18 protein-coding genes are annotated in these 18,871 nt (G+C 69.6%); 4 read left to right on the forward strand and 14 right to left on the reverse strand.

Translation table 11 applies throughout. The features are described 5' to 3' along the window. Positions 1-35: 35 nt before the first annotated feature. Entirely contained in the window at positions 36-1,442 is a 1,407-nt protein-coding gene (locus tag ABGB11_RS21825) for an MFS transporter (protein WP_347635617.1), read from the reverse strand. Positions 1,443-1,709: 267 nt separating this feature from the next. Here ABGB11_RS21825 and ABGB11_RS21830 point away from each other — a divergent pair, with 267 nt between their 5' ends. From ABGB11_RS21830 to ABGB11_RS21845, 4 genes are all read left to right on the forward strand, one after another. After that, the gene (locus tag ABGB11_RS21830; RefSeq protein ID WP_347635619.1) at positions 1,710-2,822 is read left to right on the forward strand and encodes a GAF domain-containing protein; all 1,113 of its coding nucleotides are present in this window, start codon (positions 1,710-1,712) and stop codon (positions 2,820-2,822) included. Then, positions 2,819-3,406, forward strand: a complete 588-nt coding sequence (locus ABGB11_RS21835) for a response regulator transcription factor (protein ID WP_347635621.1) — start codon at positions 2,819-2,821, stop codon at positions 3,404-3,406. The genes ABGB11_RS21830 and ABGB11_RS21835 overlap by 4 nt, the downstream gene beginning before the upstream one ends. A 106-nt stretch (positions 3,407-3,512) precedes the next feature. Then, positions 3,513-5,084, forward strand: coding sequence for an AMP-binding protein (locus ABGB11_RS21840; RefSeq protein ID WP_347635623.1), 1,572 nt, complete (start codon positions 3,513-3,515; stop codon positions 5,082-5,084). Positions 5,085-5,173: 89 nt separating this feature from the next. Continuing rightward, entirely contained in the window at positions 5,174-6,634 is a 1,461-nt protein-coding gene (locus ABGB11_RS21845) for an amidase (protein WP_347635625.1), read from the forward strand. A gap of 62 nt (positions 6,635-6,696) precedes the next feature. Here ABGB11_RS21845 and ABGB11_RS21850 read toward each other — a convergent pair whose 3' ends face one another. The 13 genes from ABGB11_RS21850 to ABGB11_RS21910 form a co-directional block, all read right to left on the reverse strand. Continuing rightward, positions 6,697-7,155, reverse strand: coding sequence for a nuclear transport factor 2 family protein (locus tag ABGB11_RS21850; protein ID WP_347635627.1), 459 nt, complete (start codon positions 7,153-7,155; stop codon positions 6,697-6,699). Positions 7,156-7,274: 119 nt separating this feature from the next. Beyond that, on the reverse strand, positions 7,275-8,150 hold the full coding sequence (locus ABGB11_RS21855; RefSeq protein WP_347635629.1) for a fumarylacetoacetate hydrolase family protein: 876 nt from the start codon (positions 8,148-8,150) through the stop codon (positions 7,275-7,277). Between the two features lie 141 nt (positions 8,151-8,291). Beyond that, the gene (locus ABGB11_RS21860) at positions 8,292-9,014 is read right to left on the reverse strand and encodes a GntR family transcriptional regulator (protein ID WP_347635631.1); all 723 of its coding nucleotides are present in this window, start codon (positions 9,012-9,014) and stop codon (positions 8,292-8,294) included. Positions 9,015-9,097: 83 nt separating this feature from the next. Further along, positions 9,098-10,177, reverse strand: coding sequence for a cupin domain-containing protein (locus ABGB11_RS21865; RefSeq protein WP_347635633.1), 1,080 nt, complete (start codon positions 10,175-10,177; stop codon positions 9,098-9,100). After that, positions 10,174-11,382 (reverse strand): FAD-dependent monooxygenase, encoded by a 1,209-nt coding sequence (locus tag ABGB11_RS21870; RefSeq protein ID WP_347635635.1) that lies wholly within the window; start codon positions 11,380-11,382, stop codon positions 10,174-10,176. The genes ABGB11_RS21865 and ABGB11_RS21870 overlap by 4 nt, the downstream gene beginning before the upstream one ends. 37 nt (positions 11,383-11,419) lie before the next feature. Continuing rightward, a complete protein-coding gene (locus ABGB11_RS21875; RefSeq protein ID WP_347635637.1) occupies positions 11,420-12,202 on the reverse strand; it encodes a class II aldolase/adducin family protein in 783 nt (260 codons plus the stop codon). A 68-nt stretch (positions 12,203-12,270) separates the two neighbouring features. After that, a complete protein-coding gene (locus ABGB11_RS21880) occupies positions 12,271-12,993 on the reverse strand; it encodes a DUF6081 family protein (RefSeq protein ID WP_347635639.1) in 723 nt (240 codons plus the stop codon). Continuing rightward, positions 12,993-14,018: a hypothetical protein gene (locus tag ABGB11_RS21885; RefSeq protein ID WP_347635641.1), complete on the reverse strand. Its 1,026-nt coding sequence runs from the start codon at positions 14,016-14,018 to the stop codon at positions 12,993-12,995. Before ABGB11_RS21885 ends, ABGB11_RS21880 begins: the two co-directional genes overlap by 1 nt. Before the next feature lie 23 nt (positions 14,019-14,041). After that, the gene (locus tag ABGB11_RS21890; protein WP_347635643.1) at positions 14,042-15,073 is read right to left on the reverse strand and encodes a 3-keto-5-aminohexanoate cleavage protein; all 1,032 of its coding nucleotides are present in this window, start codon (positions 15,071-15,073) and stop codon (positions 14,042-14,044) included. 199 nt (positions 15,074-15,272) lie between these two features. Next, complete coding sequence (locus tag ABGB11_RS21895; RefSeq protein WP_347635645.1) at positions 15,273-16,193, reverse strand: hydroxymethylglutaryl-CoA lyase; 921 nt, start codon at positions 16,191-16,193, stop codon at positions 15,273-15,275. A 2-nt stretch (positions 16,194-16,195) separates the two neighbouring features. After that, complete coding sequence (locus tag ABGB11_RS21900; RefSeq protein WP_347635646.1) at positions 16,196-17,428, reverse strand: CaiB/BaiF CoA-transferase family protein; 1,233 nt, start codon at positions 17,426-17,428, stop codon at positions 16,196-16,198. 79 nt (positions 17,429-17,507) lie between these two features. Next, a complete protein-coding gene (locus ABGB11_RS21905) occupies positions 17,508-17,930 on the reverse strand; it encodes a PPOX class F420-dependent oxidoreductase (RefSeq protein ID WP_347635648.1) in 423 nt (140 codons plus the stop codon). Between the two features lie 768 nt (positions 17,931-18,698). Beyond that, the gene (locus ABGB11_RS21910) at positions 18,699-18,866 is read right to left on the reverse strand and encodes a hypothetical protein (protein WP_347635763.1); all 168 of its coding nucleotides are present in this window, start codon (positions 18,864-18,866) and stop codon (positions 18,699-18,701) included. Positions 18,867-18,871: the final 5 nt, after the last annotated feature.

Consider the following 18,871-nt stretch of genomic DNA (forward strand, 5'->3'; position numbering starts at 1 on the left):
GACGCGGCGAAAGGCATCGCTGCTCGTTCGTGTTCTCAGGGGTTCGATGCGGCTCGCTCGATCGCGAGGACGGCGACGACGCCGACCAGGGGTGCGGCAGTGGCGACCCACAGTGCCGCGGCGAACCCGTCGAAGAACGCCGCCGTCGAGGCGTAGCCGCCGTTGTGCGCGAAGACGGCCGACAAGATCGCCACTCCGAAGACACCGCCCAGCTCACGCAAGGCCGTGTTGGTTCCGGCCGCCACGCCGGTGTCATCGACCGGTACGGCGGCGGTCACGGCGCTCGCGGACGTCGCGAAGATCATGCCGATGCCTGCGCCCGCGACGACCAGCGGCAGGATGAGCGACGTGTAACCCACGTCCGGTGTCGCGACGACCGCGAGCCATCCGAGCCCGGCGGCCTGGAGCAGCAGCCCGCCCAGCATGAACGGCCTCGTCCCGACGCGGTCCGCCAGCGCACCGGACAGTGGCGCCACGATCATCGGCATGCCGGTCCATACCAACAGCCGCACCCCGGCTTCGAACGGGGAGTTTCCGAGCCCGGTCTGGAAGAGCTGGGTGATCATGAAGAGTGCGCCCAGCAGCGACAGGAACTGGAAGAAGATCACCGCATTGGCGACCGCGAACCCGGGCCGGCGGAAGTACTCCACCGGCAGCATCGGGTGGGCCACTCGCCGCTCCCACGCCAGGAACCCGAGCAGAAGTAGGCCGCCCGTCGCGAAAGCCGCGACCACCTCGGGACTTCCCCACCCCGCGGAGGGGGCCCGGACCGGCGCCCACGTGAGCGCGAACATCGCGACCGCGGCGAGGGCGACGCCGACGAGGTCGAGTTGCGGCCTGGGGCCGCGACTCTCCCGCAGCCGCCACGCGGACAGCGGGATCATCAGCAGGCCGATCGGGACGTTGATCCAGAAGATCCACTGCCAGGCGATCCCCTCGGTGATCGCGCCACCGAGGACCGGGCCGCCCGCGACCCCCAGTCCCGAGATCCCGCCCCAGAGCCCGATCGCCGTGCCACGCCTCTCGGCCGGAAAGGCGTCGCTGATCAGCGTCAGGGTGAGCGGCAGGACGACGGCCGCGCCCACACCTTCCACGACGCGAGCGGCAATGAGCCCGCCGACCTCCGTTGACAGGGCACATGCGGCCGACCCGGCGATGAACACACCGAGGCCGCTGATGTACACCTTCCGGCGGCCGAATCTGTCACCCAGCGCGGAACCCGTCAGCATGAGGCAAGCGAACGCGAGGTTGTAGCCGTTGATCGTCCATTCCAGGTCGGCCAGGCTCGCCCCGAGCTCCTCCCTCAAGGTCGGCATGGCCGTCGCCACGACGACGACATCCAGCGAGCACAGGAACGCGCCGAGCCCGGCGAGGGCGAGCGTCCACCCCCGATGCGCGACTGGCAGGGCACTTCGCCCGTCCAAGATACGTACAGCCGACATGGATCCCTCACCTTTCACCGCCGCGATCAGCCCGTCCCGGCTGATCGGTCACCGCATACAGACCGGTTGCAAGGCGGTAAGGAATCGGCACCGTTGTCGGCAGGCAGGTCACCCGTGCAGGACACCGCCGCCCGACTGTTCTTCGAAGCCCGCGCCGATCGAGCCGGTCCCCGGCGATATGCCAGGTCGGCTTCGAGTTTCTGCACTTCAAGGGCTCGCCGGTGCACGGCTATCGTTGGGGCACCAGCAGTACGCGAGGAGGCATCCATGACGGACGAAGGCGTCCCGAGTCGGCGCCTGCTCGACACGCTGCTTGACATCCGCACCGTTTTCGACCCGGGGTCGGCGCTGACGTTGACGCTGCGGGAAGCGGTCGAGAGCGAGGGCCGGCAAACGGCCGTGTCCTGGGTCGCGCTGCCCGATCCTGCCGGGGGGCTCGTGATCGAGCACGTCCTTGGGCAGCGAACCTCGGAACTCGAGAGCCTCGACGTTCACCGGGGCCAGGGACTCACCGGCCGTGTGTTCGAGCAGTCGCGCATCCACTGGGTCGAGGAGTACGCCGAGGCCGCCAGCATCACGCACGAGTTCGACCACATCATCGAGGCCGAGCGTGTCCGGCGGATGATCGCCGCGCCGCTGTCCATCGAGGAGGAGGTCCTCGGCGTCCTCACCGTTGGACGACGCGATGCGGGACCTTTCGCCGAGCGGACCGTCGCCCACATCGAGGAACTGGCCCAGCGGGCGAGCTTCGCCCTCGGCATCGCGAGGAAGAGCCGGGACAACGCGGCGGCCGCGGCCCTGGCGGAGCGGCGCCGGATCAGTGAGGAGATCCACGACAGCGTCAGCGCTCTGCTGTTCTCGATCTCTTCCAGAACCGAGAAGGTGCACAGGCGCGCGGCGAACGTGGAGCTCGCGCGCGAACTGGAGACGCTTCAGGGCGAGGTCGCCGAGGTCAGTGGCATGGTGCGAGAGTTGATCCACGGATGGCACGCGAGCGCGACGACCGACCTGCGTGCCGAGATCCAGGGGAGCGTCGACGACTTTCGGCGCCGGACGGGGATCGAGGCGATCGCCGTGTTCCTCGGCACCATTCCGCCGCTGGGCGCGGCTCAGGTCGAAGCCGTGACCCGTTTCGTCGCCGTGACGCTGGCCAACGTGGAGCGGCACTCCGCCGCACGACGGACATCGGTCACCGTTGCCGCGCTGCCGGACCAAGTGACGGTGGCCGTGTCGAACGACGGTCCCCCGCCGTCGGAGGTTCGTCCCGGGATCGGCCTGACCGGCGCGGAGGCCAGGATCGCGGGACTCGGCGGCAGCGTGTCCGTCGTGGACGACGATGCGGCGGAGGGGTTCACGATCCGGGCGCGCGTGCCGCTGTGAGCATCACGCTGTTCGTCGTCGATGACCACCCGATCGTCCAGGCGGGCATCGAGAACGTGTTCGTCGACGAGGACGGGTTCGAGCTGCTCGGAGCCGCGACCTCGCTGCCCGAAGCCCTCGCCGCGGTGCACCGCCGGAAGCCGGATGTCATCCTCCTCGATGTCCGGCTCGGGGACACGGATGTGGTCTCTGCCGTCACGGCCCTGAGCGCGGCGGCACCTCGGGCGCGCGTGGTGCTCTTCACCGCCGATCCTCGGAATCCGCACGTCCCCCGGGCCAGGCGTGCCGGCGCGGTCACGACCGTGCCGAAGGACACCGTGCCGGCCGAGCTCCGGGCGGTCGTCCGGGCGGCCCATGAAGGCACGCTGAAGGACGAGGCGCCACCCGAACGGGCTCTGCTGACTCCCCGCCAATGCGAGGTGCTCGCTTGCGTCGCCGCCGGCATGACCAACAGCGAGGCCGCCCGGGAGCTGGGGCTCCGGCCGACGACGGTGAAGGCGTACTGGCAGGAGATCCTGCAGCGGCTCGGCGCGCGGAATCGAGCGGACGCCATAGCCACCGCATATCGCCTCGGTCTGCTGTAGATCCGCGAACGAAAACCGGCAAGACCCTTCCGTTCGGCGGTGACGCACGTCTCATCGCGTGGGTTTGAATGCGGTGTCCCGTCCGTATCCGAGCCCGGAGGCCGTCTTGAACGCCGGACCCGCACATGGTGCCGCCCTGTTCCCGCCGTTCGACGGCCTGGGACAACTGCTGCCGAGGGCGGCTCGCCGCTGGCCCGATCGCACCGCCCTGGTCGCCGACGGGCGGAGTTTCACCTTCGAGGAGCTGGACCGGCTGGCAGGGCGCATGGCGCACGCCCTGAGCGCGCGGGGCGTCGGCCTCGGTGACCGGGTCTCGCTGATCTCCCAGAACCGGTGGGAGTGGATCGTGGCCTATCACGGCGCTCTCCGCTGCGGCGCGGTCGTGAACCCGCTCAACGTCATGCTGACCGGCGAGGAACTCGCCTACATCCTGAGCGACTCCGAGGCCAAGGTCCTGCTGGCCTCGAAGGAGCGTCTGGAGACCGCCGGGGCCCTGCTGGACGGCGTCCGAAGCCTGGAACGCGTGATCACGTTCGATGGTGCGGGCGCGCGGGGCGAGTCGTTCGAGTCGCTCCTCGCCTCCGCCGACGACGCTCCTTTCGAGCCGGTGCCAGTGGATCCGAAGTCGCTGGCCTGCATCGCCTACACATCCGGAACGACCGGCCATCCCAAGGGAGCCATGCAGTCGCACCTGTCGCTGGTGCTGAACTGCGCGTACACGGCCACCATGCACGTGCGGACGATCGACGACGTCGTCGTCACCGCCCTGCCGTCCGCCCACGTGTACGGCAACGTCGTCATCAACGGCACGTGGATGGCCGGTGGTCGCGTGGTGCTCATGACCCGGTTCGACCCGGACGATGCGATCCGCCGCATCGAAGAGCACGGGGCCACGATGTTCGAGGGCGTTCCCGCCATGTACGCCACCATGCTGGCCACACCGACCCTGGCAAGGGCCGACCTCTCCACCCTCACTCGCTGCACCGTCGGCGGCCAGACGATCGCCGGGAGCGTCATCGACGCCTGGGAGGCGCGGACCGGCGCGCCCCTGATCGAGCTGTGGGGGATGACGGAGCTGTCCGGACTGGGCGCCACTCATGCGCTCTATGCCCCCAACGTCCACGGCTCCATCGGAGTGGTGCTCCCGGGGAACGAGCTCCGGGTGATCAGCACCGAGGACGGAGCCACCGAGTGCCGTCCCGGCGAGCCCGGCGAGCTCATGGCCCGCGGCCCGCTGGTCACCATGGGGTACTACCGCAACGATGCGGCGACCGCCGAGGCGATCACACCGGACGGCTGGCTGCACACGGGCGACGTCGCGACCCATGACGGCGCCGGCCGCTTCTTCGTCGTCGACCGCCTCAAAGACATGATCCTGACCGCGGGATACAACGTGTACCCGGCGGAGATCGAGCGAGTGCTCATCGGCCACGCGAGCGTCGCGCTGGTCGCCGTGGGCCGCGAGCCGGACCCGGTCAAGGGCGAGGTGGCGCACGCGTACGTCGTGCCGGCGCCCGGGAGCACCCCGGATGTGGAGGAACTGCTCGGCTACTGCCGGCAGCGCCTCGCGGCGTACAAGGTCCCCCGGGCCGTCCACTTCGTGGACCGGCTGCCGACCACGTCCAGCGGCAAGCTGATGCGTCGCAAGCTGCGCCGGTCGGCGCCCACACCGAGCTGACGGCGCCCACACCGAGCTGACGCGGACAAACCCTGCCACTCCCCCACGTTCGACACCCGAAACAACGCGCGACCAAGGAGCTTCCACCCATGCGAGATGAGATCTACGAAGCCGACGCGACAGAGCTGGCAGGCAAGGTGCGCGACGGCGAGGTCTCGCCCCGCGAGCTCGTCGAAGCGGCCATCGCCCGCATCGAGGAGACCGATCCGACCTTGAACTTCATGGTCCACCGACGTTTCGAGGAGGCGCTCGCCGAAGCCGACGGAGCGCTCCCCGACGGCCCCTTCCGCGGGGTGCCGACCGTGCTCAAGGATCTCGGGCAGGGCCTGATGAAAGGTCAGCCGAACTACGCCGGTTCCGCCGTCATCCGCGACCTGGGAGTGATCGCTGACCACGACAGCAACGCCACGCGCCGGCTGCTCGACGCCGGCCTCATCGTTCTCGGGCGGACGAACGTGCCGGAGTTCGGGCCGACGGTGACGACGGAGCCGGTCGCGTTCGGACCGACCCTGAATCCGTGGGACACATCGCGCTCGCCCGGCGGGTCCAGCGGCGGCTCCGCCGTCGCCGTCGCGTCGGGGAGCGTCCCGCTCGCCCACGGCGGCGATGCCGGCGGATCGATCCGCATCCCCGCGTCGATGACGGGGCTGGTCGGCCTGAAGGCCTCGCGCGGTCGCATGTCGATGGGGCCCGACCTGGGCGAGGAGCCCGCCGGTTTTCCCGTCGAGGGCGCCATCACCCGCACGGTGCGCGACGCGGCGGCGATCGTCGACGTCCTCGCCGGCTGGGAGCCCGGCGACCCGTACACGGCGCCGACGCCGGCGCGTCCGTTCGCGGACGAGCTCGGCGTGCCGCCCGGGCGGCTGCGCATCGGGGTGGCGGCCGAACTCGCCGACTTCGAGACCGATCCCGAATGCTCGCTCGCCGCCACGCGGGCCGGCGCGTTGCTGTCGGAGCTCGGGCATGACGTGGACGCCGCCGCGCCCGCGGCGATGCAGACCCAGCGCTCGGAGTTGATGCCGCACTTCTTCAGGACCCTCTCAGCGCTGTTCGCGGCGAACATCACGGGGCTCGAGGCGGCGATCGGCCGACCGCTGGACTTCGACCGCTTCGAGCCGCTGACGCGCGACCACATCGAGCAGGGGCGTCGCATGACCGCCGCCGAGACCGTCCAGTCGCGCCTCGTGATCAACCGCTTCACCCGCACCATGGCCGAGTGGTGGGCGGCCGACGGCTGGGACCTGCTGGTCACGCCGATGCTGCCGACTCCGCCGTTCCCGCTCGGCTACCTCGACTTCGATCCGGCCGATCGCGAGCGCTCCCACGACCGCATCTACGCGGCGACGCAGTACAGCGTCCCCTTCAACGCCACCGGCCAGCCGGCGATCTCGCTTCCGCTGCACTGGACCGCCGACGGGCTTCCGATCGGAGTGCAACTCGTCGCGGCCTACGGCCGGGAAGACCTCCTCATCCGGGTGGCCTCCCAGCTCGAACAGGCCGCGCCCTGGGCTCATCGGCGCCCCCCGGCCTTCGCCGGTTCGAGCCGCTGACGACGACGCCCTGGCAGTCGAAGATCACCCTCCTCACCCCCGGCGGGCCGCGGGCGCCCTCTTCAGCCCGAAAGCCCCGTCTCATCGTCGCCCGTCGTCCAGGTGACGTCGAGGTCCAGCCTCGAGATACGCCAGCCCTGAGCGCCGCGCTCGAACTCCCAGGTATAGGAACCGCCCTCGTCGAAGTGGCGGGTGAGGTCTGCCCGTGAATTGGTACAGGCGGCCCAGAAGTTCGAGCGCCCGGTGGCATGGTCACCGTTCACCACGATCTGGATGTTGCCGTACAGGTGCTCGGTGACCTCGTAGTGCGAGAGCCCGTTTCGCCCCCACTCCTCAAGGCCTTCCTGGCCTTCGTGGGAAGCGAAGGGCATGGTGATTCTCACGTCTTCGGTGAAGCAGGCCGCCCAGTCCGCGAACTGCTTGCGGTCGACATACTCCGCGTAACGGAACAGCAGCTCGCGAATTTCATCCTTGTCCAGGAGGTTTTGCAGGCGGTGGATATCGATGAAGGTCTGGGGCATGTCCACTCCATCTCTGAAGTCCGGGAGTTGAGGCGTATCTACGCACTCGGCCGTGGTCCTGCGGTCCATAGTGTGAGCAACTCTTACGGCGGATGATCCTCAGAAGCCGGCGCGCCGGATCACCAACCGCGCTCGGTCACGGGGATAGACATCTCGCCAAGTCCGTCGATACCGGCGCGGACGGTGTCGCCCGCCTCCACCGGGCCGACACCGTCGGGTGTTCCGGTCGCGTAGATGTCGCCAGGTTGCAGCGTGACCACCGCACTGGCGCGCTCGATGAGTTCGTCCACGCCCACGATCAGATCGGCGGTATCGGCGTCCTGGCGCAGCTCGTCGTTGACCCACAGTCGCAGGCGCAATGCGGTGGGATCGGCGATCTCATCGGCGGTCACGAGGAACGGGCCGATCGGTGTGAAGGTCTCGAACGATTTACGCATCGTCCGTTCTTCTTGGTGCTCGCCGTCGGTGCGCATGGTCATGTCGAGCAGCACCAGGTAGCCGAAGATGTGCTCCCGCGCCCGTTCTCGCGAGATACCCCGTGCGGGCTTGCCGATGACGACGCCGAGTTCGACCTCGTGGTGGAAGCTGCGCCCCGGAATCGGCGGTAGTTCTATCGCGTCGGACGGCCCGGAGACGGATCCTGGCGACTTGACGAAGAAACCGACCTCGCGCGGTGACAGCAGTGCCTGGGCGTTGGCGGGACGATGCCTGGAGCCGGTCATTTCGGAGACATGGGCGCGGTAGTTGGCGGGCGCGGCGAGAATCTGGCCGGGACGCGGGACGGGCGGCAGCAACCGCACCCCGGCGAGCTCGTGGGTATCCGCCCTGTCCATCGCCGCCGAGATCGATGGGTTGATCTGATCCCAGTGGGCGATGAATTCGTTGATCACGTACGGGGTGCCGTGCCAGCGAGTGTCCACGACCTCGGTGATATCGGCCACCCGCGAGCCGTTGACGCTACCGATTCGGTAATCGTTGAAGAGCGCAATTCGCATGAAGTATCGAGTCCTCCTACCGAGTGGAGCGTGGGCGGCAAACGAACGGCAGCGGAGATCGAGGCGCCCGGGCATGACCCCGGTTGCGCGAGTGTCCGTCCGGTATCGGGTTCGGAGGTCAGCGGATCGTGCGAGCGGCGCTCACTGCCCGCGGCTCGGAACCGCCGTTTCCCCCCACACTTGCTGCAGGTGCTCAGACGTCATCCGGTGGACCGTCCTGACAGAACGTCGGGTCATGGCCTTGTAGATGGCGCGGTGGCTTTCGAGGAGTCCTTCCCAGTCTTCCGTCTGCTCTTCCGGTGCCGTCGGCAGGCGATCCGCTATGCGCACCAGAGCGGTGAGCACGAGTTCCAGGATCGGGTTGTGCGTGGCGGCGGCGAAGATGAGGTGGAAATCGAGCAGGTGCTGCGCGATCGGCCGCCCCTCGGCGAGTGCCTGCTCACAGCTTTCCAGGTTCTCCTTCAGGGCGGCCAGGTCGTCGGCATCGGCATTGGTCGCGGCCGCCGTGCTGATCGCCGGTTCGAGGACGGCCTTGGCCGCGAGGAACTGGTCCACGGTGATGCCCTGCAGCGCGAACAGATTCTCGAAGGCGTGGAGCAGGGGGTCCATCCTCCGGCCGCTGACGAAGGCGCCGCCGCCGTTACCCTGCCGCACCGTGATCAGTCCCTGCTGCTGAAGCAGCAGCAGAGCCTGCCGGACCGCCGACCGGCTCACCTGGAACAGATCGGTGAGCTCACGTTCGCTGGGAAGCCGGTCGCCGGGCTGGTAGGAACCGTCGAGGATGGCGTTTCGCAACTGCTGCGCGACTCGCTCATGCAAGCGATCGGACGGGATGGGAGCAAACTGACCGGTCACGACGCCCATTCTAAAGGACATCCTTGAACCGTACGATCGTCATCCCTCAAACTTTCGAAGGTTGGATGCTTGATGTATGCGTTCTCATCCATCTAGTCGTCCCCGGCTCGGCTGCGATACAGGCCCAGCGTGCGGAACACCGGCTCGTCGCTGTAGGCGAAAAGGACCGCGTCGCTGCGAGACGGGTTCAGATGGCGGTAGGCCGACCAGGCCGGCACCGCGAACACGTCCTTGTCGGCCCAGTCCATGCGGACACCGTCGACTTCGGTCGTCCCTTCGCCTCGCACCACGTGGAAGATGACGTTCGCGGTGTGCTGGTGCGGCCGCCCGGAGAAGCCGGACCGAAGCCGCTGTACCCGACATGAGATCGTGGGCATGACCGGCCCGCCGTTCCAGGGGTTCGTGTACTCCAGCGCTATACCGTCGAAGGCGCTGCCCTCGGCGTCGTCCGCGATCGCGGCCAGGGCGCGCTCGGTCTCGGTCCACGGGTAGTTGCCGACGGGAGAGTGATGTCCGCGGTCGCCCCTCCATACGGGGTTGAGCCGGCCGTGGATGAACTGTTCGGTGGAGCTCCCCGCCGGGCGGGTGTGCCGTTGCAGGCGTTCGCCGTACTGTTCGAAGAACCCGGCTTCGAGAGCGTTCACCAGTGGGTAGTCCAGACCGTCCAGCCAGATCATCGGCCCGTCACCGTTGTGGGTGTGGTCGTGCCATCGCCAGCCGGGGGTGAGGAGCAGGTCGCCGGGGCGCATCGGGACCGGCTCACCGTCGACGGTGGTGGAGGCCCCCGATCCTTCGATGATGAAGCGGAACGCGTTGGCGGTGTGGCGGTGCGCCTGGGCGGACTCGCCCGGCATGATGATCTGCAGCCCGGCGAACAGGCTGTTCAGCGTCGCGGGAGGGTCCTGAAGTCCCGGGTTGACCAGCATCAGCACCCGGCGCTCGGCGTCCTCCAGCGACAGCGACTCACTGAAGTGCACCGCATGCGGCCGAAGCTGGGCGTACCGCCAGAGGTAGGGAACCGCCCGGCTCTTGGGCTCGGGCGAGAAGAGGTTTCCGTAGTGCCGCCACAGCGGTGCGGCGCTCGCCGCCGCCAGCTCGGCGTACCGCCGCTCGGCCGCTGACTCAGGCGGACCCGTATCGTCCAGTGTGCTCGGTCGGTTGGGTGCGGTCATGGCGTTCCTTCGGTCATGAGGGAGGTCACCGAGGAGTGGTGGCCGTAGAGCCAGTCGACGGGGGTGAAGTCCTGGGGATCGAGGCTGGCGAGGTAGGCGTCCCGGACCACCGCTCCCATGCCGTCAAGATGGATGATCTCGCCGAACGCGCGTGCCTCGCGCTGGACGCGGGAGGTGCGCGGCCGGCGTTCCTCCTGGTACGCGGCGAACGCGCGCGGGATGTCGCCATCCGCGTCGACGACCGATCGGGCCAGGCAGGCCGCGTCCTCGATGGCCTGGCAGGCGCCTTGTGCCACGAACTGCAGCATCGGGTGGGCTGCGTCCCCCAGCAGCGTCAGGCGATTCCTCGTCCAGTTCTCCTCCGGATCGCGGTCCACCAGCTCCCAACGGCGGTCGCGCAGCACCCGGCCCACCGCCTTGCGCACATGTGGGAAAGCGTCGACGAAGTGCTCGTCGAGTTCCTCCGGCGTGCCCCAATCCTGGTGGTCCGGCGAGTACCGCGGGCTACGGAATACCGCCACCTGGTTGTACAGCTCAGCGCGTCGCACCGGGTACTGGACGAGGTGCATCTGCGGTCCGGCCCACACCACCACCTGATCGGGATCCGCGCGCGCGGTCACGTGATCGATGGGAACGGCCCCTCGGTAGGCGACATACTGGCTGGAGACCACGTCATTGACCGCGCCGACGGCGCCGCGCACCACGGAGTGCAGCCCGTCCGCGCCTATCACCCCTTCGGCGAAGAGGACGGCGCCGTCCTCGCAGCGGACTCTCGCGGTGTCGTCCAGGTCCTCCACCTCGACGACGGTCCTGCCGCTTTCCAGCGTGATCAGCGGGTCGGCCCGGCACGCGTCCACGAGCGCGGCGAGCAGGTCGGCGCGGTGCATCACGAGGTACTCGTAGCCGTAGGCACGCCGGAACTTCTCGCCGAGATCGAGCGACCCGACCCGCGTTCCGGTCATCGCGTTCATGAAGACCATCTCGCGAGGAAGAACGGCGTCGCGCCTGAGCCGTTCCAGCACACCGAGCCGGTCGAGAACCCGCGAGGCGTTGGGCGCCACCTGCAGCCCGGCGCCGACCTCGGTGAACTCCGGTGCGCGCTCCAGGACGCGGACCCGTACGCCCGCGCCGCCCAGTGCCAGCGCGGCGGTCAGACCGCCGATACCGCCGCCCACCACCAGCAAGGGTGTGCGCTGCTCGGTCATGGTCGCCTCCTTCGGCGGTGGCTGGAGCACGGAGGGGTCATCGCTCGGTTCCCTGCGCCGACGGTGTCTCGTAGCGCCAGCGGTAGTAGTCCCAGGCGCGGTCGAATGGCGAGTGCGGTTGCTTCCAGCCTCCGGTCCGATCGGCGCGCCGGTATGCAGGGTCGTCGCGCTCCTGAACCTGCTCGGGCGTGTAGGCGGTGGGAAGAGCGGCCGCGGCCGCGTCCAGGTAGAAGCGTGCCGCCTCGGCCGCCCAGAAGGAGCGGACAACGGCCTCGGCGAGCGTGGACCCGAGCGTGACCAGGCCATTCCCGCGCAGGATCACTCCGTGCGCGCCGAGATCCGTGACCACCCGCTCCGCCTGCGCGGTGGTCGTGGTGAGCAGGTGGTCGGTATGGAGGGGAAGGTCGCCGACGAAAGCGCCCAGACCGTGCAGGACGGGAAGCGTCCGGCCGAGCGTACTGAAGGCGAGGATGGACGGCGGGTGCGTCCGGGAGATCGCGCGGACCTCGCGCCTGGCGGCGTAGGCGGCCAGGTGCAGGACGGCCTCGGCCGGAGGGTCCCCGGTGCCGTCGAGCTTCGTGCCGTCCAGCCGCAGGACGCAGCACTCGTCCGCGGTGGCCAGGACGGGCGGCTTCTGCGGTGTGATCAGGCAGGTGTCGTCGTCCAGCCGAACGCTGAGGTGGCCGAAGCCCTCGATCAGACCCGCGTGGGTCAGGACCCGGCCGGCGGCCACGAGCTCTGCCGCCGCGGCAGCCGGAGGGACCGGCGCCGGGGGGCTTGTGGGCGGCGCGGCCGGGTCGCCGGTGGTGGGCGGATGCATGCGCGCTGCACCTCCTTGGGAGTGGTGGCGCCCGCCGGAGAGTCGGCGGGCGCGGGCGTGATCCCGGGTCAGGCGGGTACGCGCAGTTCGCGCCAGCACCCGGACATCCCCTGTCCGCGCAGCGACACGCTGCGGCCGTCCCGTAGTTGGTGGAGGGTGAACAGTCCGAAACCGATCCGTACCGACTCCGGTACGTCCACGTCTCGTGCCTCATGGGCGAGACGGCCGTCCACCTGCCAGCGGACCCGGCGGGCACCGGGGTCCAGGACGACCGCGTATTCGTGGAACCGTGAGGTGTCGATCTCCCCGACCGACAGCGGCGCCTCGACGAGCCAGGTGAAGGCGTCTGCGGGGTCGACGACTCCCGGCACCAGCAACCGCTCGTGGACCACGAGTGCCCGCGTGCCGGTCACAAGGTGGTCGAAGATCGTGGCGGTCCGCATGTCGAACACGTTGAACGCGAAGAAGGCGTCGCGGTAGTCGTCCGGGTTACCGCCGATGGCGTGCCCCGCCATCTGCACGGAGAACACCGATTCGCCGGCGCGTGGCACCGGGAATTCGTCGACCGTCGCCACCAGATGCTTGGGGTTGTCGAAGATCTGCACGGTGTCATGGCTGCGCTGGTACCGGTCGACGCGTATCTCCGCGGTCCCGCCGCCGACCGTGATCTTGGCTTCGGGTTCCTCCAGCCGCCAGATGCCACCGTCGTCCAGCGGGAACTGGAGCACCTCCCAGCGGGCCGCGTCCAGGCCGGGGCCGAGAAGTTCGTCGTAGAGCACGCCGTCGTTCATCACGCCCCGCCTTCGCTGTCCGCAGGGTGCACACCCCATTGGCTGGTCTCCATCAGACGGCTGACGCCGAGCCCCTGCGGGGTCGCCCGCAGTGTGGCGCGGGTCTCCAGCAGCCAGGCCACGTACCCCTCGGGCACGTCCTCCTCGGGGCCCTGATGGATCACGCCCTTGGGCGTCCAGGTCACCGTGCCGGGTGTGTCGATGGCGCCGTAGCGCCCCGGCCCGGCGGCGTACACGATGACCTCGTCGTAGTCGGCGTTGTGGTGCACCGGTGCCCGGTCGGCACGGCGGGCGCCGAGGTAGTACAGCAGCGTCCTGGTGGTCTCGTCGTTGATCAGGCGGCTCGGCGGGAGCGACCCGCTGGCCACGCCGACGCCCTGCACGTGTTCCAGGTTGAAGCGGCGCACCACCGGCGGCCCGACCACGGCGGCGACCGGCAGCGGATCGCGGTCGTAGAAGTAGGAGGTCGTCCCCTCGCCGTGCCGGACGAGGATCTCGTACTCGCCGGATCGCGGCTCGAGGTCGGCAGAGGGCACGGGCGCATCCAGGTGCAGGTCCACGTTCAGCACGACCGGCATTGAGTCCGGCTCGACCAGCAGCCGGCTCCCAGTGGCCACGATCAGCTCGCGCAGCCCGTCGACCTGGGCCAGCCGGTAGGTGACCGCGCGCGGGATGAGGACGAAGTCTCCGGGCCGCAGGTCGAGTACACCGAAATCGGTCTCCAGCACGGCGGTGCCGGAGAGCACGAAGTGCAGCTCGTCCTGCTGGACGTTGCGGACGCAGAACGGCGTCGGGTCCTGCCGCCACCATGCGGCCAACTGGACGTCGCCGCCCTCGAGCAACGTGACAGGCAGAGCCCGGGGATCGGTGAAGTACTCCGGGTCGAGGAGGCCGGTCTCAAGCCGCCGCGGTACGTAGTCGCCCTCGACCCTCGTGTAATCGGGCGTGTACTGCCGGCGCACGAGCGTGGTCGCAGGGCCGGCGAAGCCGTTGCGGCTGTACAGGTCGATGTACTGGTCGTTCACATCTGGCTCCTGGTCGCTGGAGTTCACCGGACTGCGCCTTCCGGACGTGACGTGGACGCGCCGTCGAGGGTGGGCTCGGGCTCCATGCCGATCAGATGCCGGAGTTCCGCCGGGGTGGCCAGCCGCCGGCCGAGCGCCTCAGCGGTCACGCGGGCCCGCTCGACCATCTCCACGCTGCCGGCCAGGAGTTCGTCGCGGTGCGGGTAACGGTACGCCGTGTCCTCGGTACCGACCCGCACGTGGAGCCCGAGCAGCATCGCCTGGGTCGCGAGGTAGTGCCCGGCCCGGCCCGCGGCGCACACCTGGATGAACGCGTCCGCGTCGATCTCCCGGATGCGGTCGACGATCTGGATCAGCTCGGTCGCCATCGCCTTGGGGTTCGCCAGGTACGTGCCCAGGCGGTCGGTGGCGTCATCGTAGGGGTAGCCGATCAGGATGATCCAGCAGGTGGGGCTGGGCAGGATCCCCTTGGAGAGGATCAGCCGGCGGGCGAGGTCGACCTCGGCGGTCGAGTGGATGGAGAAGAAGACCCGGCCGCCCTTGTCGGTGACGGCCTGCGCGGCCGCCTCCATCCACGGCACGGGGAAGTTCGGCGCCATCGGCGCGGTCTCGGCCAGGCCCGAGGAGATCGGGAAGAGGTTCTCGGCGAAACTGGCGCCGCGCAGGATGTTGGCATCCCGCACCCAGTCGCGGGTGGTGCCTTGGCTGATCGCGGGGATGATCTTTGAGTAGGCGTCCGGAACGGATAGGCCGGACTCCTCGATGGCGGCGATGCCGCCGAAGTCGACATGGACGCCGCATGCGCCGGCCTCGATCGAGTCGATGGCGGACGCCACGAAGCTGTCGAAGTCGAGCGCGTACTGGCGGGTCGGCAGGTCGTCCACCTCTCGGACGATCCGACCGGACACCGCCGCCGTCACCGCGACCACGTCGGGGATCTCCCACGGCGGCTGCACGTCCGGGGACGGAGGCGCGTCCATTTCGCGGCTGCCGCGCGCATCCTCGAGTTCCTGCCGGCTCGGCAGCGCGTTCCAGTCCTGGTTCAGATCGAGCATGACGCGCCCTTCTCGTATGCGCAGGACCCGCCAGACACTGCCCGGGTGGCCGCCGCCTCCTGCGAGCCCTCTCCTGCGAAAGTATTAACATCCAAACATTGAACATTCGATATTTCAAGGCCCGGTGCGCTCTCTCCACACCGTGATCGCATCCTGCGGCGGCTCGGGGCACCGCCAGGTGACTTGGGGTGTACTGCGCTCAGCGGCCGGCCACCGCCGCGGGCACGGCGGGGATCATCGCCAGGGCCGATGGCAGCGGGTGCCCGACCGCGGCGCCGATCTCGCCACGGACGTCGGCGAGCGCCTCGGCGTCCAGCCCGGTGCGGATCCCCTCCCGGTGCAACAGGTGCACCAGATCGTCCGTGCCGATGTTGCCCGCGGCGCCCGGGGCGAACGGGCAGCCGCCGATGCCGCCGAGGGAGGCGTCGAAGTGGGCGACACCCATCTGCAATGCCGCCCAGACGTTGGCGAGACCCATGCCGTAGGTGTCGTGCAGGTGCAGGCCGAGTTCGAGGTCCGGCCGGCGCTCGCGCACGGCGGCGACGGTGTCCCGCACCTGGGTGGGGTTCGCGTTGCCGATCGTGTCGGCCAGGCCGACCAGGCCCACGCCGGCGTCCTTCAGCCTGCCGGCGACGGATGCGACCCGCCGCGGGTCGGTCGGCCCGTCGAAGGGGCACACGAACGCGGTGGCCAGCGTCGCCTCCATCCGCACCCCCGCCGCGGCGAGCACGTCGGCGGCGGCGTCCAGCCGGTCGAGCGCCTCCTCGACGTCGGCACCCGTGTTGGCCTTGCTGTGCCCTTCAGTGGCGGAGACCACCAGGCGGACGTCACGTGCCCCGGCCGCCACGGCCCGCGCGGCGCCGGTGCGATTGAACACGAGCGTGTGCAGCTTCGCGGCGGTGCCGGGCAGCAGGCCGGCGAGCATCTCCTCGGTGTCGGCCATCTGCGGCACGCGGGCCGGGTTGACGAACGCGCCGACTTCCAGCGAGGTCGATCCGGCGCCGAGCAGCCGGCGTGCCAGGCGGATCTTCTCCGCCGTCGGCACGGTCACCGGCTCGTCCTGCAGGCCGTCCCGGAGGACGACCTCTGTGATGGTCACCCGCTCGGGAACGTCGGTCATCCCTAGATCACTCCCTGCTCGCTCAGTTCGGCCCGGGCGTCCGCACCGATGCCGATGCCCTCGAGGACCTCGTCGGTGTGCGCGCCGAGTTCGGGCCCCAGCCACCGGGTGCGGCCGGGGTCGTCCGCCAGCTTCGGAACGACCCCCGGGAAGATCACTTCTGTCTCCTGCGCACCGTCGATGCGCACCGGGTGGCGTTCATGCATGCCGCGGGCCCAGAAATGGGGGTCCTTGACGATGTCCTCGGCGGTGTAGATCGGGCCGGCGGGCACGTCGGCGGAGCGCAGGCCCGCCAGCGCCCCGTCCAGTCCCAGGGCGCCGGCCCACTGCCCGATGGCCGCGTCGATCTCCTCGGTATGCGCCGACCGTCCGGCGTTGTCCGCCAGCCGCGGGTCGGCGGCGAGGTCCTCGCGGCCCACCAGCCGCATCAGCCGCTGGAATATGGTGTCGGAGTTACCGCTCACCACGACGTACTTGCCGTCGGCGGTGCGGTAGGTGTTGGACGGCACGATGCCCGGCAAGGCGGAACCGGACGGTCCGCGCACGACTCCGAAGGCGTCGAAGTCGGGCACCAAGGACTCGGTGAGCGAGTAGATCGCCTCGTACAGCGCGACATCGACCACCTCGCCCGACCGCGTCCGCTGCCTCCGCACCAGCCCCATCAGTGCCCCGACGACCGCGTACAGGCCGGCGACGGAGTCCGCGAGGCTGACGCCCACCCGGGTCGGGGGCAGATCCGGGTAGCCGGTCAGGTGCCGCAGCCCGCCGATCCCCTCGGCGACACCGCCGAATCCCGGGTGGTCCCTGTAGGGGCCGCTCTGGCCATAGCCGGAGATCCGCACCACGACGACGCCCGGGTTCAGCTCGCGCATCCACTCCGGTCCAAGGCCCCACCTCTCGAGCGTGCCCGGCCGGAAGTTCTCCAGCACGACATCGCTGCGCCGGACCAGTTCCGTCGCGATCCGCCGTCCCTGATCGGCCCGAAGGTCGAGGGTCACCGACTTCTTGTTGCGGCTCATCACCCGCCACAGAAGGGAAGTGTCACCGCCGTGCAGCCGCCAGCGGCGCAGCTCGTCGCCCGTGCGCGGGCGCTCGACCTTGACCACCTCGGCGCCGAACTCGGCCAGTATCCGTCCAGCCATGGGGGCGGCGATGAAGTTGCCGAGCTCGAGCACCCGGACGCCGCGCAGGGGCCCGCCGTCCGGTGCCGGCTGCGGGGACGTTTCCGTGTTCACGATCGAGCCTCCTGGGACGGTCGCGGCACCCTCGCCGCATCCACGCTGTGCTTCGCCATGACGCGAGGAAGCCACCTCGTCAGGCGCTCAGCCGTCTGGTCCGGACGTCGTAGGGCGAGGTCTCGATGCCCCAGGACGCGACGAACGCCGGGATGATCTTGATCCATCGCGGGCCGAACTGGGGGCCCAGTCGCTCGCCGCCCTCGTGGTGGATCTCGGCCCGGCCGCGGATGGTGATGCCCCGGGGGATCCACGGGTCGACCGAGACCATGTCGTCGACGGCGAAGGCGACCCGTTCGTTCGCCTCGATGTCGCGGACGTACAGCCGCTTCTGCCCGTGCTCCTCAAGCGCCAGCGCACCGAGCTCCAGTACGCCCTCTCCGTCGTTCAGGTGGAACGTGGTCGGGATGACGTGCGGCCGCCCCGCCTGGCTCGCGGTGGCGAGCCGGCCGACGGGCTGCCCTTTCAGGTAGGCGATCTCCTCTGCCGTGAACGCTTCCATGATCTTTCTCCTTTCGCTCAGGCCGGGTCACCGGCGCACGGGAAGGAACCCGGGCCGCACCGAGGTTCCGCTCGGCGGCGCGTTCCAGGGCTCATCCAGATCGAGCACGGACTGCCCTTCACGTACGTGCGGTGACCAGCTGCCCGAGGCACGCGGACGGTCGGTGTCGCCTTGGCCGAGCGACGGCTGCGGACCTCGCATGGGCATCAAAACATCGAATGTTCAATCTTTCAATGTCTGAGCTCCATCGTTCCGTCGCAGCGAGGGGCGACGCGAGCCCGGTTCTGCCGGCAGGCACCGCGCCGCGCGGAACTGATCGCCGCGCGGGTGGGGCCGCGGATGCGTCAGGCGACGGGACGGACGGTGAGCCGCGATCGGCCGAGCCGCATGGCGGGTGGCGCGGGGGCCAGAGCCCGGCACCGGTCGTCGCAGAAGCGATCAAGGAGGCACCTCGCACGCATGCGCGGCGCGACTGGGCACAAGACCGGATCCCGCAAATCCGGCCTGCGGATCCGACGGATGCGAATCGTCGGCTGGGCCTCGGCCACCACCAAGCAGACCCGGCTGGTGCTGGACGCCGTCGACATGGCGCTGTGGCGACGCGACCGGACCGGCCACCCGGTCGGCCCGGCCTGGTGCACCGCACTGAGGCTTATCAGGGGTGTCCCAAAATGGTCGGCCGTCGATTCTTTCGCTGGGCGAGCGACGACCCCGGGAAGTGCATGCCTGGGCGTCCCACAGCAAGGCAACTCACTTTGGGACACGCCCTTAGTTCAAGCCGATGGTTCCGTCTTTCAGTAGTTGATCCAGATCAACGGAGGTCAGTTCGACGGTGTTGGGGAACGCGCCCCTGTCGTTGCCGGAGTCGGCGGCCGGACGGTCGGGGGCGCCCCGGAACATCCGCGCGACGTGTTTGCGGAGTCGGTTGCGCTTCATGGCGT

Origin of the sequence: Actinomadura sp. B10D3 (genome assembly GCF_039871695.1) — a bacterium.
Classification (GTDB): Bacteria; Actinomycetota; Actinomycetes; order Streptosporangiales; family Streptosporangiaceae; genus Spirillospora; species Spirillospora madurae.